Below are 24,916 nucleotides of genomic sequence, written 5' to 3' on the forward strand. Positions count from 1 at the left end.
AAGGCCACGCACTTCTGGTGCTCGGGGTGCTCCTGGTAGGCCTGCATGGCCTCCAGGGAGGGAAACTCGCTGTACAGGCACACGTCGCTGGCCGTGGGGCCGTCGACCACGTTCAGGCCGACCTCCAGGACCAGGACTCCGGGAATCTTGGTCAGCAGCGCCTCGAGCATCTGCTGCATTTTCCTGGCGTTCTCGGCCCTGGTGGCGCCCTCGGCCTCGTCCTTGAGCCGCCACATCACGATATGCTTGAGCATCGGGTGTCTCCGGGGTTGCGGTTGAGGAAAAAGCGGCGGGCTAGCCTTCGCCGCCCTGGGAACGGCGCTCGCTGGCCTTGAGGGCCAGGCGCACCCGGCGGCGCTCCGCGGCCTCGCGCCAGCGGCGGTGGTCCTCCTCGGTTTCCAGCTCCAGCCCGGGCACGGGGGTGGGCCTGCCCGCAGGGTCCAGGGCCACGAAGGTCAGGTAGGCCGAGTTGGTATAGCGCAGCTCGCCGGTGATCAGGTCCTCGGCCTCCACGCGCACGCCGACCTCCATGCTGGTGTGGCCCACGAAATTCAGGCTGGCCTTGAAATACACCAGCTCGCCCACATGCACCGGCCGCAGGAAATCCATGCGGTCCAGGCTGGCGGTGACCACGTTGCAGCGCGCGTGGCGCATGGCCACCGTGGCCGCCGTGATGTCGATCTGCTTGAGGATCACGCCGCCGTGGACGTTTCCGGCGAAGTTGGCGTCCTGCGGCAGAAGCCGCTGGGCCATGACCACACTCGAACTCTCCTTGCGCTTGGGCTGCATGCTGGTCTCCGCTGTTGTCGTTGCGGGGCGGGGCCCCGGGGTCCGGTCCCATTCATGACCCGAAGCGGGCCGGGAGGCAAGGGGTCCCCCGGGGGGCCGGGGCCGGAGGCGCGGGGGCGGGCGCATGCGCCCGCCCCCCTGCCCCCGGCGCCCCGGGCCGGGTGGGGAGGGCCGGAATCAGCGGGGCTTGATGCGTTCGGCCAGGGCCTCGGCGATGTGGCGCACCACGATCCCGTCGCCGCGCCGCTGGGCGCCGCCGCGCAGCTGCATGACGCAGCCCGGACAGTCGGTGACCAGCTGGGTGGCCCCGGTCTTCTTCACGTTGTCCAGCTTCTTGTCCAACAGGGCCTTGGACTCCTCGGGGAACTTCATGGAGAAGGTTCCGCCGAAGCCGCAGCACACGTCCTCCTCGTCGGCGACCACATAGTCGAGCCCGGCCTTGGCCAGCAGCTCGCGCGGGGCCTTGGTCACCCCCAGGCCGCGGCACAGGTGGCACGGCGCGTGGTAGGCCGTCTTGGTGTGGGCGGACACGCTGGCGAAGTCCTGCTCGTCCACGCCCAGCACATCGCGGGCAAAGGTGCTGAAATCCATCACCTTGTCGGCGAAGCGCCGGGCCTTGTCGGCCATGCGCGGATCATCCTCGAGGATCCTGGGGTAGGCGTGCTTGAGGTGCGAGGCGCACGAGGCGCACATGGTCACGATGTAGTCGCAGCTGCCGGGGTCGATGGCCGTGACGTTCTGGGCGGCCACGTCGCGCGCGGCCCCGGTCTCGCCCATCATGACCACGGGCAGGCCGCAGCAGCTCTGGCCCATGGGGAACTCCAGGGCCGCGCCGTGGCCCGCGAAGACCTTCACCGCCGCTTCGAGCTGCTCGGGGTACACGAAGTCCTGCACGCAGCCCGAGAACAGCGCCACGCGGTACTTGGGGTGCTCCACCGCCGGGCGCAGCTTCTCCCAGCGGTCGCGGAAGGGCTTTTCGGCCACGGGCGGCAGGGCGCGGAAGTCCTGGTCCTTGCCGAAGATGAGCGGCAGATGGCGCAGGTAGCCGGTCTTGCCGTCCACGATGGGCTTTTGGCCCCATTTGGCCGTGCGCAGCAGGGTGTGGAAGAGCTTGCGGTTGGCCAGCACGGTGCCCAGGAGCTTGCTGGGCAGAGGGTGGCCCTCCTCGTCCTGGATGCGCGCGTGGACCTCCTTGATCAGCCGGGGCAGGTCGATGCCCGCGGCGCAGACCTGCTTGCAGGCCCCGCAGTTGATGCAGTTCTGGACCAGGTTCTTGGCCTTGTCGCGGCCGTGGAAGAAGTAGGTCAGCAGCAGGCCGATGGCGCCGATGTAGATGTGGCCCATCTTGTGCCCGCCGACCAGCCGGTAGACCGGGCAGACGTTGGCGCAGGCGCCGCAGCGCACGCAGCGCAGCACCTGGCGGAAGTCGGGATCCTTGGCCAGGGCGCTGCGGCCGTTGTCCAGGAACACGATGTGGTGTTCCTTGCGGCCCTCGGGCCCGGGGGCGCACTCGTTGGCGCCGGTGATCCAGGTCACATAGCTGGTGATGGCCTGGCCCGTGGCGTTGCGCGGCAGGGCCTTGATGATGCGCAGGGCGTCGTGCAGGGTCGGGGTCAGCTTGTCCAGCCCGGCCAGGGCCACATGGATGCGCGGCAGGGTGGTCACCAGCCGGGCGTTGCCCTCGTTGGTGACCAGGCCGATGCCGCCGGTTTCGACCACGGCGAAGTTGGCGCCGGAGATGCCCATGTCGGCGGTGGCGTAGTGGGTGCGCAGCTCGCGCCGGGCCACCTTGACCAGCTTCTCGATGTCCACTTCCTGCTTCTGGCCGGTGACATCGGTGAACAGGTCGGCCACCTGGTAGCGCGAGAGGTGGATGGCGGGCATGACCATGTGCGAGGGGCCTTCGTGGCGCAGCTGGATGATCCATTCGCCCAGGTCGGTCTCCACCACCTGGTAGCCGTCGGCCTCCAGGTGATGGTTGAGCAGCGTCTCCTCGGCGGTCATGGACTTGGACTTGACGATCTTCTTCACCCCGCCCTCGCGGGCGATGCGGGCGATGATCTCGTTGGCCTCGGCGGCGGTGCGCGCGAGGTGGACGTGCACGCCGTTCTGTTCGGCCTTGGCCTTGAACTGGGCGAAGAGCTCGTCCAGCCGGGACACGGCGGCGTCCTTGGCGTCGGCGATCTCGGCGATGAGCTCGCGCTCGTTCATGTCCGCGAAGGCGTTGGCGCGGTTGGTGCGGTAGGCGACGGCGAAGGCGTCCATTGCCTTGCGCAGGAACTCGTCGTCCATGGCCTGGCGGCACTGGGAGCGGTATTCCGCAAGGGTCTTGGCTTGCTGCATGGCTACTTGTCCTCCAGGAGCAGGATGTGCAGTTCCAGCGGCCCGTGGACGCCCAGGGCCAGCACCCGCTCGATGTCGGCCGTGCGCGAGGCGCCGGTGATGAAGGCCAGATAGTTGGGGCCGCCCTGCATGCGCTCCAGCACCTCGGCCTCGGCCTCGTAGGAGGTGGCCCGCAGCCGCGATTTGGGCAGCACGGCCACATGGATCTCGGCGATCATGGTCGTCAGGCGGACCTCCTCGCTGGAGGAGTCGAGCACCAGGGAGCCGGTCTCGGCGATGCCCAGGTCGCAGACGGTGAAGCCGATGTCGATGCCCGCCAGGCGCGAACGCATGCCGGAATCGATGAGCTCGAAGCCCTTGTCCTTGCAGAGCTTGGCGAAGGCCGTGAACTCCTTCTTGGCCAGGGCGGGCGCGGCGATGACCTTGGTCTGCTTCTCGTCGCACAGGGCCTGGCCCTGCCCGGACAAGGGCAGCTCGCAGCCCGAGACGAGCAACTGGCAGGCCTGCTTCCTGTCGCACAGGTCCACGGCGTAGGCGAAGGCCTCGGCGAGGCTGCCGACCTCGGAAACCTTGGCCGACACCGCCGTCGCCTTCTTGACGAAGGTCTCCAGGGCGTTTGTCGTGGTCGTCATGGTCGTTACTCCTTTGCGGTGCGCCCGCGGCCCGGGGCGCAGGCCCCGGGCCGCGGGACGGCGCCGGTTGATTCCGTCCCGCCCGCGCGGCCTCAGCCCTTGCGCAGGACCTCCACGGTGGTTCGCGCGATCTCCAGTTCCTCGTTGGTGCGCACGACGAGCACGTCCACGCGGCTCTGGGGGGCGGCGATGCGCATCCACTCGCCCGCGCGGCCCGCGTTGGCCGCCGGGTCGAGGACGATGCCCAGGCTCTCCAGGCCCTGGAGCACCCCGGCGCGCACGTCGGGGTCGTTCTCGCCGATGCCCGCGGTGAAGACCACGGCGTCCACCCGGCCCAGGGCCGCGAAGTAGGCCCCCACATACTTGCGGATGCGGTAGGTGAACATCTCGAAGGCCAGCTGGGCGCGCTCGTCGCCCTTGGCCCGGGCGGCGTGGATGTCGCGCATGTCGTTCATGCCGCAGATGCCCTTCAGGCCGCTTTGCTTGTTGAGCATGGCGTCGATCTGCACGACGTCCATGCCGGTCTGCTCGGCGATGAAGGGGATGATGGCCGGGTCGATGTCGCCGCAGCGGGTGCCCATCATCACGCCGGCCAGGGGCGTCAGGCCCATGGAGGTGTCCACGCAGCGCCCGGCCTTGACGGCGGACAGGCTGCACCCGTTGCCCAGGTGGGCGATGATCAGGTTCAGCTCCTCGGGGACCCTGCCCAGCAGGCGCGCGGTCTCCTTGGCGATGAACTTGTGCGAGGTGCCGTGGAAGCCGTAGCGCCGGATGCGGTGGCGCTCGTACATCTCGTAGGGCAGCGGATAGATGAAGGCCTGGGCGGGCATGGTCTGGTGGAACTCGGTGTCGAAGACGGCCACCTGGGGCACGCCCGGCATGAGCTCCTGGGCCACCTCGATGCCGGCCAGGTTGGCCGGGTTGTGCAGCGGGCCGATGGGGATGTTGGCGCGGATGGCGTCCTTCACGGCGTCGTCCACGGCCAGGGGCATGTACAGGGTCTCCCCGCCCTGGAGCACGCGGTGGCCCACGGCGTATATCTCGCCCATGTCGGCCACGGCGCCCAGCTCGGGGTCGGTCAGCAGGCCCACCAGCAGGTTCATGCCCTGCTTGTGGTCGGCGATGGGCTGCTCGATGGTCTTCCTGGCCTCGGCGTCGGTGCCGGGGGCCTTCTTGTGGGTCAGCGCGCCCAGGGGCTCCCCGATGCGCTCGACGATGCCCGAGGCCAGCACGGCCCGGGTCTGCATGTCCAGGAGCTGGTATTTGATGGATGAACTTCCGGAATTGATGACAAGAACTTTCATGACTAGATGAGCCCCTTCTCGGCCTGGGCCTGGATGGCGGTAATGGCCACGGTGTTGACGATGTCGGGCACGGTGCAGCCGCGCGAGAGGTCGTTGACGGGCTTGTTCAGCCCCTGGAGCACCGGGCCGATGGCCACGGCGCCCGCGCTGCGCTGCACGGCCTTGTAGGTGTTGTTGCCGGTGTTCAGGTCGGGGAAGACGAACACCGTGGCGCGGCCGGCCACGTCGGAGCCGGGCATCTTGGTCCTGGCGACCTCGGGGTCCACGGCGGCGTCGAACTGGAGCGGCCCCTCCACGGGGAAGCGCCCGGCGGCCCGCTGGCGGGCAAGCTCCGTGGCCCGGGTGACCTTCTCCACGTCCTCGCCGGAGCCGGACTTGCCGGTGGAGTACGAGAGCATGGCCACGCGCGGCTCGATGCCGAAGACCCGCGCCGTCTCCGCCGAGGACAGGGCGATCTCGGCCAGCTGCTCGGCGTTGGGGTTGGGGATCACGGCGCAGTCGCCGTAGACGTGCACCCGGTCGCGCAGGCACATCAGGAACACGCTGGACACCAGCCCCGCCCCGGGCTTGGTCTTCACGAACTCGAAGGCCGGGCGGATGGTGTGGGCCGTGGTGTTCTCCGCGCCGGAGACCATGCCGTCGGCCTGGCCGAGGTGGACCATCATCGTCCCGAAGTAGGTCGGGTCGAGCATCCGGTCGCGGGCGTCCTCCTCGCGGATGCCCTTGTGCCGGCGGGCCTCGAAGTAGGCGTGGGCGTACTCGTCCAGCAGCGGGCTGGAATTGGGGCACACGAAGTCCACCCCCGGGCCCAGGGCCAGGCCCAGCTCGGAGATGCGCGCCTCCATGCGCGCGCAGTCGCCAAGCAGCACCAGGTCGGCCACGCCCCGGCGCGACAGGATGTCCGCCGCGCGCAGGATGCGCTCGCTCTCGCCCTCGGGCAGCACGATGCGCATCTTGTGCGACTTGGCGCGCTCGACCAGGGTGTACTCGAACATCTTGGGCGTGACCTTGCCCGAGCGGGCCTGCCCCAGGCGCTCGCGCAGTTCGGCCACGTCCACGCAGGCCTCGAAGTTGCCCAGGGCCGAGGCGATCTTGCGCTCGTCCTCGGGGCCGATGCGCCCGTACAGCTCGGAGAGCAGCCGCGTGGTCTTGAAGGTGTTGCCCTCGGCGCTGAGGATGGGCACGGGCACGCCCGTCCAGCCCTCGATGAGCCGGTGCACGTTCACCGAGGGCGTGAGGCCGCCGGTGAGCAGGATGCCGGAAATATCGGGATAGGAGGCCGAAAGCCGGGAGGCCAGGCTGGCCAGGATGATGTCCTCGCGGTCGCCGGGGGTGATGATCAGGCTGCCCTGCTGGATGTACTCCAGGAAGTTGCCCACCTGCATGGCGGCGATGACGTAGTCCTCCACCAGGGTGTCCAGGCGGCCGTGGCCGTAGAGCACGTCGGCGCTCAGCCACTTGCGCACGTCGCCCATGGTCGGGTTGCCCAGGCTGGCGTCCTCGGGGATGGAGTAGACCAGCAGCGGCTGCTTGGTGCGCAGCTGGCTGCGCAGGCCCCGGGCGATGGACGTGGCGGCCTCGGCCTCCACGCGGTTGATCACGCAGCCGACCAGGTCCAGCCCCTTCTCCTCCAGGGCCTCGATGACCAGCTGGGTGGAGTCCAGGACCTCCCTCTCGCTCTTGCCGCGGCCGCTGGCGACCAGCAGCACCGGGGCGCCCAGGTTCGCGGCGATGTCGGCGTTGATCTCGAACTCGAAGGCCGGGTTCTTGCCCTGAAAATCGGTGCCCTCGCAGAGCACGAAATCGTATTCGGACTCCAGGGCCTTGTACTTGTTCAGGATGCTTTCCAGAAGCAGGGCATGGCGGCCGGTGTTGATGAGCTCGCGGGCCTCGCTCAGGGTGTAGGCGTAGGTCGCCTCGTAGGGCACGTCCAGGTTGAAATGGGTCAGGATCAGGCGGATGTCGTGGTCGGGCTTGCCGTCCACATTGTCGTTGATGATCGGCCTGAAGAAGGCAACCTTGCGGACCTTGCCTAGCAGCAGTTGCATCACGCCGAGCGCAATGGCGGACTTGCCGCTGCGCGTCTCGGTGGCCGTGATGTAGAGGTTGTTGGACATCGCTTTTCGTTCTCCTTGTCCTTTGAAGCGGCCGGGGCGGGCCACACGCCCGCCCCGGCCCGGATCAGTCGATGGTTTCGGCGTATATCTCCACCGGGTGGCGCACCGCGATGCGGTCGCCCCCCTGGGACAACATGTCGCTTATCTGCATCATGCACGCGGGGCAACCCGTGGCGACCACGTCGGCCTTGGAGGCCACGATGTTGTCGCGCTTGCGGCGGCCGATGCTGCGCGAAACCTCGTAGTGGGCCAGGTTGAAGCTGCCGCCGCAGCCGCAGCAGCGGTCGGCCTCGGCCATTTCCACCAGCTCGTAGTCGCGGTTGGCGGACAGCAGGGTGCGCGGCTGGCTGCGCACGCCCAGGCTCTTGGCCAGGTGGCAGGGGTCGTGCACGGTGACGCGCGTCCCGCCGGTGGGCTTGTCCACGGCGGTCACGCCCACCTTGTCCACCAGGAACTGGTTCACGTCCATGGCCTTCTCGGACATGGCCAGCACCTGGGCGCGGGTGGTGGCGTCGAAGCCGTCCAGGAACTTGGGCCACATTTCCTTGATGGTCGCCGTGCAGGTGGCGCACGGGGTGATCAGCACGTCATAGGCGCCCTTGGCGAAGACCCTGGCGTTGGCCGTCACGAGCTTCTCGTAGGACTCGCGGTCGCCCGAGGACAGCGCGGGGATGCCGCAGCAGGCCTGCCCGGCGGGCATGAAGACCCCCACCCCGTGGTGGGCCATGACCTTGAGCACCGCGTGGCCGATGCGCGGGAACATCTTGTCCACCACGCAGCCCGGGAAGAAGGCCACCTTGAGCCCCGAGGCGCCGGGGGCGCTGTCCAGCGACGGCACGGCGCCGTGCAGCGGCTCCTTGGCCAGGGACAGGAAGTGCCGGTCGCCGATGACCGGCGAGAGCCACTGGGAGCACGACGAGCCGATGAGGTCGTTCACGGGCTTGCTGAACACGCCCTGGAACCGCGCGGCCACGCTCACCAGCGCGTTGAACAGCCCCGGACGGGTCAGCATGCCCTTTAGGATCACCTTCTTGACCGGAGACAGGCCCATGTAGGTGTTCACGATGATGCGGGCCTTGAGGAAGATGTCCATGATCTTCACGCCGCTCGGGCAGTTGGCCGCGCAGGAGCCGCACAACAGGCATTTGTTGAGCTTCTCCTGCACGCCCTTGGCGTCGGCGATCATCTCCTTGGCCAGGTTCTCCAGCAGCGCGATCTTGCCGCGCGTCACGTCCGCCTCGTTGAGCGACTCCGCGAACACCGGACAGACCGCCTGGCACATCCCGCACTTCATGCAGGCCACCATCTGGTCGTCCAGCTCCTGGAGCATCTGGGCGAGCTTGTGCAAATCGGCCATGCCCCTACCCTCCGATGATCTTGCCGGGGTTGAGGATGCCCTTGGGATCCACGGCTTTCTTGAGGGCCTTGGCGTAGGCGATGGTGGCGGCGGAGGTCTCCTTCTCCAGCCACTTGGACTTGGCCAGCCCGATGCCGTGCTCACCCGACAGGGTGCCCTTGAGGGACAGGGCCACGTCGAAGATCTCGTCCACGGCCTCTTCCACGCGGTGGAACTCGTTCTTGTCGCGCTTGTCGCACATGATGGTCGGGTGCAGGTTGCCGTCGCCCGCGTGGCCGAAGGTGCCGATGGTCAGGTCGTACTTCCTGGCGATGGCGTTGATGGCCTTGATCATGGCCGGGATCTTGGAGCGCGGCACGGTGGCGTCCTCAAGGACGGTGGTCGGCTTGGCGCGGGCCAGGGCGGGCAGCGCGGCGCGGCGGGCTTCCCACAGCTTGTTGCGCTCGGCCTCGTCCTTGGCGGCCTTGACCTCGGTGGCCCCGGTCTTCTTGCAGATGGCCACGACCTTCTCGGCCTCCTCGACCACCTGCCCGGGGTGGCCGTCCACCTCGATGAGCAGGATGGCCTGGGCGTCGCGGGGCAGCCCGGCCTTGGTGAAGTCCTCGACCAAGTTGATGGTCACGTTGTCCAGAAGCTCCAGGGTGCAGGGCACGATCTTGGCGGCGATGATGGCCGCCACGGTGGCCGACGCCTTGTCCACGTCGTCGAACAGGGCCATCATGGCCTTGTTCGCCGCAGGCGGCGGCACGAGCTTCAGGATGATCTCGTTGAACACGCCCAGGGTGCCCTCGCTGGCCACCTGGAGCGCCGAGAGGTTCAGGCCGGTGACGCACTTGACCGTGCGCGACCCGGACTTGACCAGCTCGCCGTTCACATCGAAAAAGTCCACGCCCATGACGTAGTCCTTGGTCACGCCGTATTTCAGGCCGCGCAGGCCCCCGGCGTTCTCGGCCACGTTGCCGCCCAGGGTGGACACGGCCTGGGAGCCCGGATCGGGCGGATAGAACAGGCCGCGCCGGGCGACCTCGGCGGCGAACCGGGCGGTGACCACGCCGGGCTGGACCACGGCGTAGAGGTCCTCCTCGTTGATCTCCACGATCTTGTTCAGGGCGTTGGTCAACAAGACGATGCCGCCCTTGGAGGGGATGGTGCCGCCCGAGAGGTTGGTGCCGGCACCGCGCGGAGTCACGGGCAGGCCGTTCTCGTTGCACAACCGCACAACCTTGCCCAGCTCCTCGCTGCTGGTCGGGCGCACGGCAAGGTCGGGAACAACCGGGTCGAGGACGGCGGAATCGTAGGAGTACGAGTGCCGGTCGGCCTCGCTCTCCAGCACGTTCTCCTTGCCGACGATGGCCTGGAATTCCTTGATCAACGCATTGCTGGGCATGATGGATCTCTCTCCTGGAATGCCGCGATTCCGTTGTGTGGTGAATCTCCGCCGGGGCCGGGCTGGCCCGGCCCCGGCGGATGCTTTCAATTGCCTGTCAGTCTGCCGGGCCTAGAACAGGTGCGGCAGGAACACGAAGGACATCAGGCTGGCCACGATGCCCACGACGACGCCGTAGAGCAGGAAGGGCCACACGGTGCGGCGCAGGATCGGGCCTTCCATGCCGGACAGGCCCACCACGGCGCACACGGCCACGATGTTGTGGATGCAGATCATGTTGCCCATGGCGCCGCCCACGGCCTGCGCGGCCACGATGATCTGGCGCGGCAGGTCGAGCTGCGCCGCCACGCCCCACTGGAACTCGGCGAACAGCAGGTCGGACACGGTGTTGGAGCCGGTGATGAACGCGCCAAGGCCGCCCACATAGGAGGCGACCATCGGCCAGGCGTTGCCCGCGATGCCCGCCACGGCCTGGGCCATGGCCAGGGGCATGGAGGGGTAGCCGCCGGGGTTCAGGGCCGCGTCGGCCACGCCGGAGCCGCGGAAGATGGAAACCAGCGCCACGGCGAAGAACAGGGCGATGGTCGGGTTCTTCATCTTGGCGAAGGACTCGACCCAGGCCTTCTTGGCCGCGTCGCCGGGCATGCCGTGGATGAGGATGGTCAACAGGGCCACCAGCATGAACGGCACGGTGCCGGGCAGGTAGAGGTAGGCGATGGAGGCGGACACGCCCTTGAAGCCCATGATGTCGGTGAAGGCGATGCTCTGGGCGGCCAGCCAGCCCTTGAGCCCCAGCTCGGGGATGCGGGTCAGCACCAGGATCAGGCCGATGAGGATGTAGGGCAGCCAGGCCTTGAACTGGCTCATGTGAGCCTTGAACTCGCAGGTGTCGGAACCCTTGATTTCGCCGGTCCACTCGGGGTCCCACTTGTCGACGGGGCCGAAGTCCCAGGTGTCCTTGGGCACGCAGAAGCCCTTCTTGGCGCCGGCGACGATGATGCCCAGGCCCACCAGGCCGCCGATGAGCGAGGGGAACTCGGGGCCCACGGTCCAGGCGAAGATCATGTAAGGCACGGTGAAGGACACGGCGGCGAACATGCAGAACTTCCAGGCCTTGAAGCCGTCGCTCCAGGAGCGCTTGGGCCCGAAGAAGCGGGTGAGGAAGCCGAGCATGAACACCGGCAGGATGAAGATCATGGGCAGGTGCAGCAGGGTCGCCCAGTGGCCGATGACGGCGTTGAACTCGCCCATGGAGGAGAAGTTCAGGCCGGGCACGGTGTTCACGGCCTCGGTGACCAGGGGGTTCAGGAACTTCAGGCCGAGCAGGATGGGCGTGCCCACGGCGCCGAAGGTCACCGGGAAGGAGTTGAACACCAGGCAGATGACCGCGGCGGCCAGGGGCGGGAAGCCCAGGCTGAGCAGCAGCGGGGCCGCCAGGGCCGCCGGGGTGCCGAAGCCCGCCGCGCCCTCGATGAAGGCCGCGAACATGTAGCCGATGATGATGGCCTGCACGCGCCGGTCGGCGGAGACGTTCTGCATCCCGTACTGGATGGTCTCCATGCCGCCGGAGTATTTGAGGGTATACAGGATGATGATGGCGCCGAAGACGATGATCAGGATGCCCACGGCGGTGACCACGCCCTGCAGGGACAGGGCCGCCAGGTAGCTCACGGGCAGATTCCAGGCCGTCAGGCCGCCAAGGACGCACACCAGCCAGGCCAGGGGCATGGCTTTGGTGGCGGGCCAGCGCAGGCCCACCATCAGGACCAGGGCCACTGCGATGGGCAGGGCCGCGACCAGTGCCAGAACACCAATTGACATAACAGGCTCCTTGAAAGGGGGTTGAGGGTGAACGAAAAGCGCCTCTGGTTAAACAAGGAATGTGCCAATTGGTGTCTGGGCGAGAAGAAGCAGTTATGACAGCCAGATAGAGATACAGCGCCGGATGATGGCCCGAGGACCGCACCGGGCAGTCCGAAAAAACGGACGGCCCCGGAGCCGGGGGCCCGGGCCGGGGCCCGGGGAGGTGCAAAAACGGTTTCCCGAGTCTGACTCTACCAAAGTGCGGGCCAATGGCAAGGAGCCCCCGATTCCGGACTCCGGGGCCTGTCCGGAAAACAGGACAGCCGCGCGGCGGGGCGCGGAGCCTGGAAAAAACGGGGCGGCGCCGTGGCGCCGCCCCGCGTCAGGACGTTTCCGGGGCCGACCGCGCTACTTGCCGGCGCGGCCGTCGTCGCAGGCCTTGCCCGCCTTGTGGGCGTGCTCGGCCACCGTCGCCGCCTCGCAGCCCTCGCCCTTGTCGGCGGGAGCCTGGGCGGACGCGCCCGCTCCGGGCGTCGTGATGGGCGCGGCCTCGGCCATGTTGCGCAGCATCTCGTAGCGCACGAGGTAGTCGGCCTCGATGCGCGCGCGCAGCTTCCTGGATTCCTCGGGGAAGCTCCGCTCGAGCTGGCCGTAGCGGTTTTCGCCGGAGAGGAACTCCTGGAGGCTGCCGTCGGGGGCCTTGGACTCCAGGATGAACGGGTTCTTGCCCTCGTCGGCCAGCTGGGGGTTGAAGCGGTACAGCGGCCAGTAGCCGGACTTCACGGCCAGCTCCTGCTCGAGCTGGGTCTTGCCCATGCCCTTGCGGATGCCCTGGTTGATGCACGGCGCGTAGGCGATGAGCAGCGAGGGACCGGGGTAGGCCTCGGCCTCGGCCAGGGCCTTCATGAACTGCTGCTTGTTGGCGCCCATGGCCACGGAGGCCACATAGACGTAGCCGTAGGTCATGGCCATGCGGCCCAGGTCCTTCTTGCCGGTCTTCTTGCCCGAGGCGGCGAACTTGGCGATGGAGCCCACCGGGGTGGCCTTGGAGGACTGGCCGCCGGTGTTGGAGTAGACCTCGGTGTCCATGACCAGGACGTTGATGTCCTCGCCGGAGGCCAGGACGTGGTCCAGGCCGCCGTAGCCGATGTCGTAGGCCCAGCCGTCGCCGCCGAAGATCCACACGGACTTCTTGGTGAACAGGTCGTCCATGCCCGCGATCTCGCGCAGGGACTCGGGGCCGTGGCAGGTGCAGACCAGGTCGCGGATCTGGTCGCCGTACTCGCGGGACTTCTCGGCGTCGTCCTTGTTCTCGAGCCAGCCGCGCATGGCGGCGGCCAGGTCCTCGGGCAGGTCGCCGCCCTCCAGGGCCTTGGCCACGAGCTGGGCCAGCTTGGCGCGGCGCTGCTTCACGGCCATGCCCATGCCGAAGCCGAACTCGGCGGCGTCCTCGAACAGGCTGTTGCCCCAGGTGGGGCCGTGGCCGTCGCGGTTGACGCAATACGGCGTGGTGGGCGCGCTGGCGCCCCAGATGGAGGAGCAGCCCGTGGCGTTGGCCACGATCATCCGCTCGCCGAAGAGCTGGGTGAGGACCTTGACGTAGGGGGTCTCGCCGCAACCGGCGCAGGCGCCGGAGAACTCCATCAGTGGGGTGTAGAGCTGGCTGCCCTTGACGGTCTCGCGCTTGAGCAGGCCCTCCTTGGGGGCGATGTGCGCCTCGGCGAAGGCCAGGTTGGGCACCTGCTCGGGGGTCTGGGTGTCGATGGGCCGCATGACCAGGGCCTTCTCCTTGGACGGGCAGATGTCGGCGCAGTTGCCGCAGCCCAGGCAGTCCTCGGCGTAGACCTGCATGCGGAAGCGCAGGCCCTTGAGCTCCTTGCCCTTGGCCTCCAGGGTGGCGAAGGAGGCCGGGGCGCCCTCAAGCTCCTCTTCGGTGGCCAGCACGGGGCGGATGGCCGCGTGGGGGCAGACGAAGGAGCACTGGTTGCACTGGATGCAGTTGTCGGCGATCCACTCGGGCACGTTGATGGCCACGCCGCGCTTCTCGAACTGCGAGGTGGCGACGGGGAACAGGCCGTCGGGCTCGAAGGCCGACACGGGCAGGCTGTCGCCCTTCTGGGCCAGGATGGGCCGGACCACATCCTTGATGAAGTCGGGGTCGGCGTCGTGGGCGGCGGCGGCGTCGCCAGCCTGGGCCCAGGCGGCGGGCACGGCGATCTCGTTGAGGGCGCCCGCGGCGGCGTCCACGGCGGCGTGGTTCATGTTGACGATCTTGTCGCCCTTCTTGCCGTAGGTCTTCTTGATGGCGTCCTTGAGCAGGGCCACGGCCTTCTCGAAGGGCAGCACACCGGCCAGCTTGAAGAAGGCGGTCTGCATGACCATGTTGATGCGCCCGCCCAGGCCGGCCTCGGAGGCGATCTTCACGGCGTCGACGGTGTAGAACTTGAGGTTCTTGCGGGCGATCTGGCGGCGCAGGGCGGCGGGCAGCTTCTCCTGCATCTCCTCCACGGTCCAGGGGCAGTTGAGCACGAAGGTGCCGCCGTCCTTGATGCTGGCCAGCAGGTCGTACTGGTTCACGTAGGCCGGGTTGTGGCAGGCGACGTAGTCGGCGCTGGTGACCAGATAGGTCGACTGGATGGGCTTCTCGCCAAAGCGCAGGTGCGACACGGTGATGCCGCCGGACTTCTTGGAATCGTAGGCGAAGTAGCCCTGGGCGTAGAGGTCGGTGTTGTCGCCGATGATCTTGATGGCGCTCTTGTTGGCGCCCACGGTGCCGTCGGAGCCAAGGCCCCAGAACTGGCACTGCACGGTGCCCGCCGGGGTGGTGTCGATGACCTCCTCCACGTCGAGGGAGGAGTGGGTCACGTCGTCCACGATGCCCACGGTGAAGTGGTTCCGGGGCTGGGTGGCCAGCATGTTGTCGAACACGGCCTTGCCCATGGCCGGGGTGAATTCCTTGGAGCCCAGCCCGTAGCGGCCGGCCACCAGGGTCGGGGCGCTGCCGTGCTGCATGAAGGCGGTGCACACGTCCTGGTAGAGCGGGTCGCCCAGGGCGCCGGGCTCCTTGGTGCGGTCAAGCACGGTCACGCAGCCGCAGGTGGCGGGCAGGGCGGCCAGGAAGGCGTCGCTGACGAACGGCCGGAACAGGCGGATCTTGAGCAGGCCCACGCGCTGGCCCTGGGCGTTCAGGTAGTTGACCACCTCTTCCAGGGTCTCGCAGGAGGAGCCCATGGCGATGACCACGCGGTCGGCCTCGGGGTGGCCGACGTAGTCGAACAGGTGGTACTTGCGCCCGGTGATGGAGGCCACCTTCTTCATGCTGGAGGCCACGATGCCGGGCACGTCGTTGTAGTAAGGGTTGGCCGCCTCGCGCCCCTGGAAGTAGATGTCCGGGTTCTGGGCGGTGCCGCGGATCTCGGGGTGCTCGGGGTTCATGCCCCGGGCGCGGAAGTCCTCGATGGCCTGCCAGTTGACGATCTTGCGGATGTCCTCGTAGTCGATGACCTCGACCTTCTGGATCTCGTGGGAGGTGCGGAAGCCGTCGAAGAAGTGCAGGAAGGGCACGCTGGATTCGATGGCCGCCAGGTGGGCCACCAGGGCCATGTCCATGGCTTCCTGGACCGAGCCCGAGGCCAGCATGGCGAAGCCGGTCTGGCGGCAGGCCATGACATCCTGGTGGTCGCCGAAGATGGACAGGGCGTGGGCGGCCACGGCGCGGGCGGTGACGTGGAACACGCCGGGCAGAAGCTCGCCGGAAATCTTGTACATGTTGGGGATCATCAGCAGCAGGCCCTGGGAGGCGGTGAACGTGCTGGTCAGCGCGCCTGCGGCCAGCATGCCGTGCACCGCGCCCGCGGCGCCCGCCTCGGACTGCATCTGCTTCACGTCGCAGGTCTGCCCGAACAGGTTCAGGCGGCCCTGGGCGGCCCAGTCGTCGGCCAGCTCGCCCATGGGCGTGGACGGGGTGATGGGATAGATGGCGGCGCAGTCGGACAGCGCATAGGCGATATGCGCGGCTGCGGTGTTGCCGTCCATCGTCTTCATGTTTTTCGACATAGGAACCTCTCCTTATTTTGGATCAGAAAGACGTCGATGCGGGTATCGGCCCCGGGCCGGACCTCCGCCGGCCCGACCCTCCCGCAAACAAGAAACGTGCCAGCCCCCGGCGAGCGAGTGGTAATACAAACGGAGACTGTTTGTCCACTCAAACAATGTATCCCAGTCCCCAAAACCGGCCTGCGTGTCCGAAATCCCGGACAGGTGGATCATCTTCCATCTTTACCAGGAACGCGGCCCAGGGCAAGCCTCCAATCGGTGAACGGTCCCGCTGCCTCGGCGACCGCCCTGCCCCCGGCGCCGGTGGCGTCGGCCCCCGCGCCTTGCGCCCCGCCGCTTCGCCGCCCCGCCGCTTCGCCGCTTCGCCGCTTCGCTACTCCGGAACCTGGCCGATGCCGTTCTTCTTCAGCAGGGCATAGAAATGCGAGCGCGACAGGCCCGAATCGCGCAGGATGGCCTTGGTGTTGGCCCCGTGCATGGCCAGGAGGTACTCCAGGTAGCGCCGCTCCATCTCGTTCTTGAACTCCTTGAGCGAGGGCGTGCTCCGGACGAAGAAGGCGTCCATGGCCGCGATCATGGCGTCCGCCGCGGGGGCGGGGTCTTGGGGGCGGGCCTCGCCCTGCGGGCGCTGCGCGCCGTCCGCCGCGGCCGCGGCCGGGGCCGCGTCCGGATCTCCGGACCCGGGCCGGGGCTCCCGGGGCGCCCCCTCCGGCCTGCCCAGGGACGCCTTGGTCACCTGGATGCGCACCTCCTGGGGCAGGTGCATGGCATACAGGGTGCGCTCCTCCCCGGCGGCGACAAAGGCGCGTTCGAGCACGTTGAACAGCTCGCGCACGTTGCCCGGCCAGCGGTAGGCCGCCAGAACATCGAAGAAGTCCGAGCCGAAGCCCTTGAGGGGCATGCCGTACTGCTCGCACAGGCGGCTGACGTGGAACAGGGCCAGGGGCTTCAGGTCGGCCTTGCGCGTGCGCAGGGGCGGCAGGTGGACGCTCAGGGTCTTCAGGCGGAAGAGCAGGTCCTCGCGGAAGGTTCCGGCCTGGACCATGGCTTCGAGGTTGCGGTTGGTGGCGGCCACGATGCGGAAATCGCTCTCCACCTCGCGGGTCTCGCCCACGGGGCGGAAGCGTTTCTCCTGGAGCACGCGCAGGAAGGACTTCTGCAACGCCAGGGGCATCTCGCCCACCTCGTCCAGGAACAGGGTCCCGCCGTCGGCCAGCCGGACCAGCCCGATGCGGTCCTCGTTGGCCCCGGTGAAGGCGCCCTTGCGGTGGCCGAACAGGGTGGACTCCACCAGGGTCTCCGTCAGGGCGGCGCAGTCCACCACGACGAAACGGCCCTCGCCGCGCGGGCTGTTCTCGTGGATGGTCCGCGCGGCCAGCTCCTTGCCCGTGCCCGTTTCGCCGGTGATGAGCGCGCCGGAGTGGCTGCGCGCGGCCTGGGCGATGAAATCGAAGACCTGCTTCATGGCCGGACCGCGCCCGACCATGTGCTCCAGGTTGAGCGCGACCACGGGCGCCGCGCCGCGCCGCTCCTGGCGGTATTTCAGCGCCCGCTGGATGGAGAGCATGGTCTGCTTGATGGGCGAGGGCTTGACCAGGTAGTCCCAGACCCCGCGCTGGATGGCCAGCTCGGCGCCGTCGGGGTCGCCCTGGCCGGTGAGGATGATGACCTCGGGCGCCCCGGGGGCGGCCTTGATCTCGGGCAGGCGCTCCAGGCCGTTGCCGTCGGGCAGGCGCACGTCCAGGAACACGAGGTCGAACCCGCCGCCCCCCAGGGCGGCCAGGCCCTCGGCCAGGGTGCCCGCCGCCTCGCAGGCCAGCATCATCCGCGAAACGAGGCTGCACATGGTTCCGCGCACCTCGGGGTCATCGTCGATGACCAGGATGCGGCTGCCCATGAGATTGTCGGCGCTAGTCGTCATCGGTCCGCAACACCTCGCGCAGGGCTTGGGAAAGGATGTTCCTGTCGTAGGGCTTGAGCAGGATGCGCGCCACGTTGGGCAGGTCCGCGGCCAGGGTCACGGCGCGCTCGCGCCCCGAAACCATCAGCACCGGCACGTCGGGCATGCGCCGCTCCAGCTCCCGGGCCAGCTCCACGCCGGACAGCCCGGGCATGTCGAAATCCGTGATCACCGCGTCGAAGCCGTCGGGGTCGCCGTCCACGGCCTCCAGGGCCTCGCGGGCGTCGCGCGCGGGGGTCACCGTGTAGCCCAGCGATTCCAGAACCCGGGGGATGGTCTCGTACTGGTCCTCGTCGTCCTCCACGAACAGGACGTGCCCGCTGCCGGTCTGGGCATCGGCCGGGGCCAGGGCGCGCAGGGCGGCCCCGGCCTCGGTCACGGGGATGTGCACCGTGAAGGCCGTGCGCTCGCGGGGGGCGCTCTCCACCTCGATGGACCCCCGGTGGCCCTTGATGATGCCCATGACCACCGCCAGGCCCAGGCCCGTGCCCTCGGCCTTGCCCTTGGTGGTGAAGAACGGGTCGAAGATCTTGTCCACGATGGCCGGGGAGACCCCGGGGCCGTTGTCCACCACCTGGAAACGAAGGTAGCATCCCGGGGCCACGTTGCGCAATTCCGCCGCCGAGGGGTCCAGCTCGACGGCGTCGAGGTGGATCTCCATGCGCCCGCCGGTGTCGCGCAGGGCCTGGAAGGCGTTGGTGGTCAGGTTCATCACGATCTGGTTGATCTGCGCGGGGTCGGCCATTACCGGGGGCAGGTCCTCGCGCACATGGGAGACGATCTCGATATTGCGCGGCAGGGACGCCTTGAGCAGACCCAGGGCGTCGCGCAGCACCTCCGGGAAGGACGTGGGCTGGAAGCCCTCCTGCGACGGCTTGGAGAAGGTCAGGATCTGCTTGACCAGCCCGCTGCCGCGCCGCGCCGCGCGCAGGCAGCGCTCCAGGTCCTGCCCGGCGGCGGACTCGGGGTCGATGTCCATGAGCGCCAGCTCGGTGGAGTTGATGATCGAGGTCAGGATGTTGTTGAAATCGTGGGCGATACCCCCGGCCAGGGTGCCGATGGCCTCCATCTTCTGCGATTGCAGGAGCTGGCGTTCCAGGTTGGCCTCGCGGGTCACGTCCTCGGCGGTGGACAGCGTGCCGACCACGGCCCCGCGCTTGTCGCGCAGGGGGACCTTGCGGATCTCGAGCATCCGGCCCTCGCCCCAGGCGTTGTGCACCAGCCTGCGCGCCCGGGGCATGGGCCGCTCGGTGCGGATGACCTCGCGGTCGCGCGCGCTGACCCAGGCCGCGAACTCGCGCGGCGGCAGGAGCACGTCGTCGGTGCGCCCGCGCACCCCGGGCACCTCGTCGATGCCGAAGAACTCGCTGAAATAGCGGTTGGCGCCCAGGTAGCGCTGCCGCCGGTCCTTCCAGCAAACCAGCTGGGGGATGGTGTCCATGAGGATTTCCTGGAAGGACAGCTGGTCGTGCATGGTCCGCTCGGCCTCGCGGCGGCGCATGATGTTCAGGGCCAGCAGCACCAGGATGCCCAGCAGCAAAACGAAGCCGACCGCGATGGTCCACGCGATCTGCTTGTCCAGCTCGTAGAAGGCCTTGGGCTCGTTGATGATCAGGCTGTCCGGGGGCAGGGCCTCGGGGGAGATGCGCTGGCGCTGGAGCTCGTTGTAGTCGAAGCCGAAGCGGGTTTCGGCGTCGTAGATCACCGGCAGCTCGGACAGGGGCGTCCCGGAGAGCAGCTTCAGGGCCATGTCCGCCGCGCGGCGGCCGTGGGCGGGGCCCGAGATGAGCTTGCCGCCCACGATGCCGTGGCCAAGCAGGAACTCCCAGCTCGAATACAGGGGCGCGTCGGTGTTGGCGCGCACGATGTCGAGCACCTCCTGGGCCGAGGCGAAGCGCCCGCCCACGCTCTGGTAGAACGGGATGAAGTAGTAGAACGTGTCCGCCGGGGCCTCGCGCACCCGGGCCCGGATCTCCTCCAGGCTGAACTGGGTCCAGGCCTCGAAGGCCAGCCGCCCGCCGAAGGTCGTGGCGCCCTCGCGCACCTGGTTCAGGATGGCCAGCCCCGTGCCCGAGCGGTCGCCGATGGCCACCACCCGGCTGCGCCCGGGGTGCAGGCGCAGGGCCAGGGCCAGGGTCTGGGCCACGTCGTAGTTTTCCACCACGCCGGTGATGGCCCGGCCCGCGATGCGCTCGGGGTGGAAGTCGTTGACGCCGCAAAAGACCACCGGAACGCCCGGGAACAGGTGGTCGCCGTAGTCGAGGATGAAATCGAAGGCGTTGTTGTCCGACACCAGGACCAGGTCGAAGCGCGTGTCGCTGAACTTGCGGGCGTAGAGGTCCACCAGCAGCGGGCGCACGAGCTCCAGCTCGTATTTCTTGAAATCCTGGTATTCCACCTGGACCTCGATGTCCGGGTGGTGGTCCAGCACCTCGCGGATGCCGCGCAGGATATCGTCGGACCAGGCGTAGCCCTGGTGGTAGGAGTTCAGGTAGAGCACCCGGGCGCGCAGGCTGCTGGACACCGTGTGCACAGGGCGCAGCGGCGGGTCGGGCGGCAGGTCGGGCTCCAGGGACAGGGCCCGCGCCACGGGGACGCCCCTCCAGTCCGGAAAAACGGACACAAGCGCAACCCCCAGCAGGGCCAACAGCAGGACAACGGCCCGGAACCGACCCGGAGCGAGAGTAAAAAAGTCTTTCATTCCAGAAACTTCTCCTGCCGACGCGGACATACACGCCCTGGCGCGACGAACCCCGGACTACAAGAAGCGTTCCACCCGCCCCGGCCCGCGGCCGTCCCGTCCGGAGGGGGCGCCCGCGGGGCCGCCGCGCCCGCACCACATCGGCGCCCCATCCGCCCGCCCCGGACGGGCGCCGCAGCGGCCGAGGTCCCAGACAGGCGCGCGGAGTCTCCCCGGTGGACACCCGGGGCCCCGGGCGGCCCTCCGAAAGGGCGTCTCCCTTGCGCTTCACCAGGGAGCTGCCGTCCCGCCGGAGGCCGCCGGGGGCAGGGGCGCCCCCCGGCGCCCCCCGGCGCCCCCCGACGCCCCCCGGCGCCAAGGATACGCGCCCCGGACGGTTCCGGAAAGCCCTTGCCCCACGCGCTCCCGGGGGCCGATTCTGCGCGGCGAGCACAGCGCGGCGGTGCGGGCCTTGCCCCACGCGCCCCCGGGGGCCGACGCGCGGGCCGGGCGCCAGCCGGGCCGGGCGCTGCCTTCGGCCAGGAAAGGCATATCTCCGGCGCCCCGCCAGGACACCGGGCCGCCCCGGCCTCCGGTCCGCATCGCCCCTTGCCTTCGCCCCGTTCCGGTGTCAGAATCAGCGGGCCGGGTGCACCCGGCGTATGCCCCTGCGAACTGCGGACCGAGCGTCGAGAAAGCTCCCCGCCAGTATCCTCCGGGACGGCGGAAACCGTTCCGGAGCGAGCTTCGCAGGGGCTTTTCCTTTGACCGCCCCCCCGCGCCCGCGTCCATGCGTATGACCGCGCCACCCACGTCCTGACTGCTGACCCGCCCCTCCCCATGTCCGTGCGCAGGCGCGCCGGCGCCCCGCCCCGCCCCAGGGCTTGATACCCGCCCCTCCCCATGTCCGTGCGCAGGCGCGCCCGGCGCCCGCCCGGAGTCAGGAACTTCGCGCCATCCGGCCCGGCGCCAGGCCCAAACCCGGCGCCGACCAAACCCCGACGCCCGGCCTACCCCCGGCGCCCGTGGCTGAAATCGGGGGCGTAGAGCCGCGAGGGCGACCCGGCCCGGTCCTGCGCGGGCAGCACCAGGAAAACCACCTGCCCGCCCCAGCCCCGTCCGGCCACGGCTCCGGCCAGCCCGTCCACGGTGGTGTGCAGCACTGCGCCGTCGGGCCAGCCCACCCGATGCCCGGCCACCACCGGGGTTCCGGGGGCCAGCCCCCCGGCCAGCAGCTCGCGGCGCACCTCCCCGGCCAGGGCCGCCGAAAGGTAGATCGCCAGGGAACAGCCCCGGGCGGCGAACGCGCGCAGGGCCTCGGCCTCGGGAACCGGGGTGCGGCCCGCAACGCGGGTGATGACCAGCGACTGCGTGGCCCCCGGCACGGTGAAGCCCACCCCGGCCAGGGCCGCTGCGGCGAAGGCCGCCGTGACCCCGGGCACGATCTCCCAGGGCACGCCCTCGGCGTCCAGCAGCGCGGCCTGCTCGGCCACTGCCCCATAGAGCGAGGGGTCGCCGGTATGCACGCGCACGGCCAGCCCCCCGGCGCGCACCGTCTCCATGAGCAGCGCGTGGGTCTGCTCCAGGGTCAGGGGCGCCGAGTCCTCCACGCGCGCCCCGGGCCGCGCGCAGGCCACCACCCCGGGCGGCACCAGTGATCCGGCATAAAGCACCAGATCGGCCCGGGCCACCAGGTCGCGGCCCTTGACGGTGATGAGGTCCGGGTCGCCCGGCCCGGCGCCGATGAAATAGACCTGAGTCATGAACAGCTCCTTCGGGGCCGCGCCCCCGCCGATCATGCCGCCGGGCGGCCCCTTTGTCCACGCCCGGGGCGCGGCCGGGGGCGCGGGGGCGGCCGTCCCCCCCACGCCGGGGCCATGCGCGTCCGGAGCGGACCCCGGCTGGCGGCGCTCCTTCGTCCTCTCAATCGGGGGGCCTTGCTGCGGCGCGCCCGGGCCAACCACGCCCCGGGCACCCCGCCCGCACGCCGGGGGCTGGCCGGAGCCCCGGGTGCCGAACATGGAACACAGCCCCCTCAACCGCGCACGCCGGGCCACGCCCCGAACCCCCTTCGCCAGGAGCGGCGACCAGCCCCGGCCCATGTTCCGCCCCGGGAACACCGGCAGGCGGCCCGGCCGCCCGGCCGCCACCCCGCCTTGCACCGGGCAACCTGGCCGCGCCCACGCCCACCCGGCCCGGCGCCCGGTCGGAGGATTCCCGGCCTGCCCGGCCCGGCACCCCTGTTCTCCTTGCTTTGCAAATTCGCTGCGGCCGCCGAGCCGGGACACGCCGAACAGACCCGAAGCCGACACCCGCGCGCGTCCGAAGCAAGGTCGGCCCTGCCCCAGCGCAGCGCCCCCCCGACACCCGCGCGCGCGTCCGAAACAAACCCATATGGCGTCTGGCGTGGCTCATTGATGACCCCCCCGACACCCACGCGCGCGTTCGAAACAAACCAGTTCAGCCATGTCGCCGGTTGCATGCCCATGCTCAAACCCCGCGCACGCCAGGGAGCCCCCGGGGCCCTGTCCACGCTGGCGTCCGGGGCGCTCACCCCGTGCGCGCCGGAGGCAAATGGCCGAGGGTGCGGCGAAGGGGGAACAGGATGATCTCACCCCGCGCGCGCCGGGAGCAAATGCGCCACCACGTCCTCGTCGGCCGCCAGCGCCAAACCCCGTGCGGGAGCCAGCGCCGCGCCACGAAACGAACCAGGGCATGGCCCCGCCAAACCCCGCGCCCCCGGGATCAGCCCGTCCGCCCGAGGGCAAGCCACGCCGCCCCCGGAGGACAGCCCGCCCACCCAAGGCGAACCCACGCCAGCATCCCGAGCCCCGGGACAAACCCCGTGCGCCCCGGGCGCCAGGCAGGCGGCGAGCTGGGCCAGACACTGCCCAGAAACAAGCCCACGCCCCCGGAAGCAAGGCCGCCCGCCTCCCCAGCGTCGCCTTCTCCATTTCCCGCGCCCCACTCCCCGGACGCAAGGCCGCCCATCCCCGGGCAAGCACCGCGCCCCCGGAATCAAGGTCGCCCGCCTCACCAGCGTTGCCTTCTCCAGTTCCCGCGCCCCACGCCCCGGACGCAAGGCCGCCCATCCCCGGGCAAGCACCGCGCCCCCGGACGCAAGGCGCCCCCGGGCAAAGACCCCGCCCCTGGGAACAGGATTTTTGCTTACCCCGGTAGCGGCGGGAGCGGCCACAAGGCCCGCGCCCAGGGAACAGCCCCCCGTCAGGCCGCGCACAAATCGCGCAACGAGCGCGCAAAACGCCAAGCCCAGCCCGCCTGGCCTGCGCCGGAACGCTGCGGCCCCTTGCGCAAAAAAAACATCGCCCCCATATTGACACTGATTTTCATTTTCAATAAGCTTCCTTCCAGTGGCCAGGGTCGCCCCGCCTCCGGAACCGGTTCGCTCCCCGGTTCCCGTGCGGGGCGGCCCGCCTGGGCCGCCGGGCGCGGGGTGGGACAAGACCGTCACTCCGCCCCGTGGCCTACAAACAAATTTGTATAATCCGCGACGCACAGAACTCCCGTTCCCGTCGCCCGCGCCGGGGGCTCCCCCGCCAGAACCGGGGGCATCCGGCCCCGAGGAGGACACCATGACCGTTTCCCAGTCCAGCATCACCTCGCTGGCCGCCCGGGGCAGCTTCCTGCGCCAGGGGCTCAAAGGGCTGTGCAAACAGGAAAGAACGCGAAAGGACATGGTCGGCGCCCAGCCGAACCCGACGGGGGATGCCGGGCCGAAGCCCGATTTCCCCCGTTGACAGAACGGCGGCCCGACACTATTTGAGCAACCAACCAGTGCCCGGCACGCTTCCGGCACGATCATTGCTTATATTGGGGTCAACGGCCGCCCCCCTCATCTGTCTGTCGGCGGCAAGGAGAACACCATGACCATCGAACTCAAGAAGGACCGCAACCACCTGGTCTGCTCCTGGGAAGAACCCAAGCGGGCCATGTTCCAGGGGCGCGAAGTCGTCATCAAGCGCCTGCTCATGCGCCGCCTGCGCCTGACCGCCACCGGCGACATCCGCCGCTCCGAGCTGTCCAAGCTCGGCTCGCCCCGCCGGGAAAAGGCCGTGCGGCGCGAACTGGAACGGATGCGCCGCGAGGGCGCCATGGACGCCTGACCGGACGCCGCCCCCCCTGCGAACACATCGTCCCCTTTCCCGGACACACCTCCACACACCGCGCGCGGCGGGCCCACCCCGGGTCCGCCGCGCCACTTTTGTCCTGCGGGCCACCCACGGCCCTCTGCCCGACGCCGGACACATTCCCGCACGGGAACATCCCGGCCCCATAAATGTTCCCCTTCGGGAACACCGGGGCTCAGGTCCGGATCCACAGCGCCGCGCCGTCCAGCTCGCGCAGCAGGGTCTGGGTCGAGGAGCCCATGAACACCCGGCGCAGCAGCCCCCGGCCCCGGCCGGTGCGCCCCGTGGCCACCACGGCGTAGCGGCCCCGCCCGGCCTCGTCCAGGATGGCCCGGGCCGG

General features: G+C 69.5%; 16 protein-coding genes. 2 read left to right on the top strand and 14 right to left on the bottom strand.

Annotated elements, in window-relative coordinates; all coding sequences use genetic code 11:
- The 14 genes from M0P34_RS02235 to M0P34_RS02300 form a co-directional block, all read right to left on the bottom strand.
- Positions 1–254 (bottom strand): Dabb family protein (locus tag M0P34_RS02235; protein WP_291495907.1); only part of this gene is annotated, 254 nt, incomplete at its 3' end.
- Between the two features lie 40 nt (positions 255–294).
- Positions 295–789, bottom strand: coding sequence for an acyl-CoA thioesterase (locus tag M0P34_RS02240; protein ID WP_291495909.1), 495 nt, complete (start codon positions 787–789; stop codon positions 295–297).
- Positions 790–966: 177 nt separating this feature from the next.
- Complete coding sequence (gene ldhH / locus M0P34_RS02245; RefSeq protein ID WP_291495911.1) at positions 967–3,132, bottom strand: L-lactate dehydrogenase (quinone) large subunit LdhH; 2,166 nt, start codon at positions 3,130–3,132, stop codon at positions 967–969.
- A 2-nt stretch (positions 3,133–3,134) separates the two neighbouring features.
- Positions 3,135–3,764 (bottom strand): lactate utilization protein, encoded by a 630-nt coding sequence (locus M0P34_RS02250; protein WP_291495913.1) that lies wholly within the window; start codon positions 3,762–3,764, stop codon positions 3,135–3,137.
- Positions 3,765–3,856: 92 nt separating this feature from the next.
- On the bottom strand, positions 3,857–5,068 hold the full coding sequence (locus tag M0P34_RS02255) for an acetate kinase (RefSeq protein ID WP_291495915.1): 1,212 nt from the start codon (positions 5,066–5,068) through the stop codon (positions 3,857–3,859).
- A gap of 2 nt (positions 5,069–5,070) precedes the next feature.
- A complete protein-coding gene (gene pta, locus M0P34_RS02260; protein ID WP_291495917.1) occupies positions 5,071–7,185 on the bottom strand; it encodes a phosphate acetyltransferase in 2,115 nt (704 codons plus the stop codon).
- 64 nt (positions 7,186–7,249) lie between these two features.
- Complete coding sequence (locus tag M0P34_RS02265) at positions 7,250–8,542, bottom strand: (Fe-S)-binding protein (RefSeq protein ID WP_291495919.1); 1,293 nt, start codon at positions 8,540–8,542, stop codon at positions 7,250–7,252.
- A 4-nt stretch (positions 8,543–8,546) separates the two neighbouring features.
- Positions 8,547–9,929 (bottom strand): FAD-linked oxidase C-terminal domain-containing protein, encoded by a 1,383-nt coding sequence (locus tag M0P34_RS02270; RefSeq protein WP_291495921.1) that lies wholly within the window; start codon positions 9,927–9,929, stop codon positions 8,547–8,549.
- Positions 9,930–10,040: 111 nt separating this feature from the next.
- Complete coding sequence (locus tag M0P34_RS02275; RefSeq protein ID WP_291495923.1) at positions 10,041–11,750, bottom strand: L-lactate permease; 1,710 nt, start codon at positions 11,748–11,750, stop codon at positions 10,041–10,043.
- Positions 11,751–12,140: 390 nt separating this feature from the next.
- Positions 12,141–15,788, bottom strand: coding sequence for a pyruvate:ferredoxin (flavodoxin) oxidoreductase (gene nifJ, locus M0P34_RS02280; protein WP_291495925.1), 3,648 nt, complete (start codon positions 15,786–15,788; stop codon positions 12,141–12,143).
- A 373-nt stretch (positions 15,789–16,161) separates the two neighbouring features.
- Positions 16,162–17,709, bottom strand: a complete 1,548-nt coding sequence (locus M0P34_RS02285) for a sigma-54 dependent transcriptional regulator (protein WP_291495927.1) — start codon at positions 17,707–17,709, stop codon at positions 16,162–16,164.
- Complete coding sequence (locus M0P34_RS02290; RefSeq protein ID WP_291495929.1) at positions 17,699–20,338, bottom strand: ATP-binding protein; 2,640 nt, start codon at positions 20,336–20,338, stop codon at positions 17,699–17,701. Before M0P34_RS02290 ends, M0P34_RS02285 begins: the two co-directional genes overlap by 11 nt.
- Positions 20,339–21,438: 1,100 nt before the next feature.
- Positions 21,439–22,191 carry a precorrin-4 C(11)-methyltransferase gene (gene cobM / locus M0P34_RS02295; RefSeq protein ID WP_291495931.1) on the bottom strand — a complete coding sequence of 251 codons (753 nt, stop codon included), beginning with the start codon at positions 22,189–22,191 and terminating at the stop codon, positions 21,439–21,441.
- 1,462 nt (positions 22,192–23,653) lie between these two features.
- Entirely contained in the window at positions 23,654–23,779 is a 126-nt protein-coding gene (locus M0P34_RS02300; RefSeq protein ID WP_291495933.1) for a hypothetical protein, read from the bottom strand.
- A 242-nt stretch (positions 23,780–24,021) separates the two neighbouring features.
- Between M0P34_RS02300 and M0P34_RS02305 the strand changes: the two genes are divergently transcribed.
- Positions 24,022–24,186, top strand: a complete 165-nt coding sequence (locus tag M0P34_RS02305; RefSeq protein ID WP_291495935.1) for a hypothetical protein — start codon at positions 24,022–24,024, stop codon at positions 24,184–24,186.
- 126 nt (positions 24,187–24,312) lie between these two features.
- The gene (locus M0P34_RS02310) at positions 24,313–24,552 is read left to right on the top strand and encodes a hypothetical protein (protein ID WP_291495937.1); all 240 of its coding nucleotides are present in this window, start codon (positions 24,313–24,315) and stop codon (positions 24,550–24,552) included.
- Positions 24,553–24,916 lie beyond the last annotated feature (364 nt).

The sequence above is a fragment of the Desulfocurvus sp. genome, assembly GCF_023230885.1.
Classification (GTDB): Bacteria; Desulfobacterota; Desulfovibrionia; order Desulfovibrionales; family Desulfovibrionaceae; genus Desulfocurvus.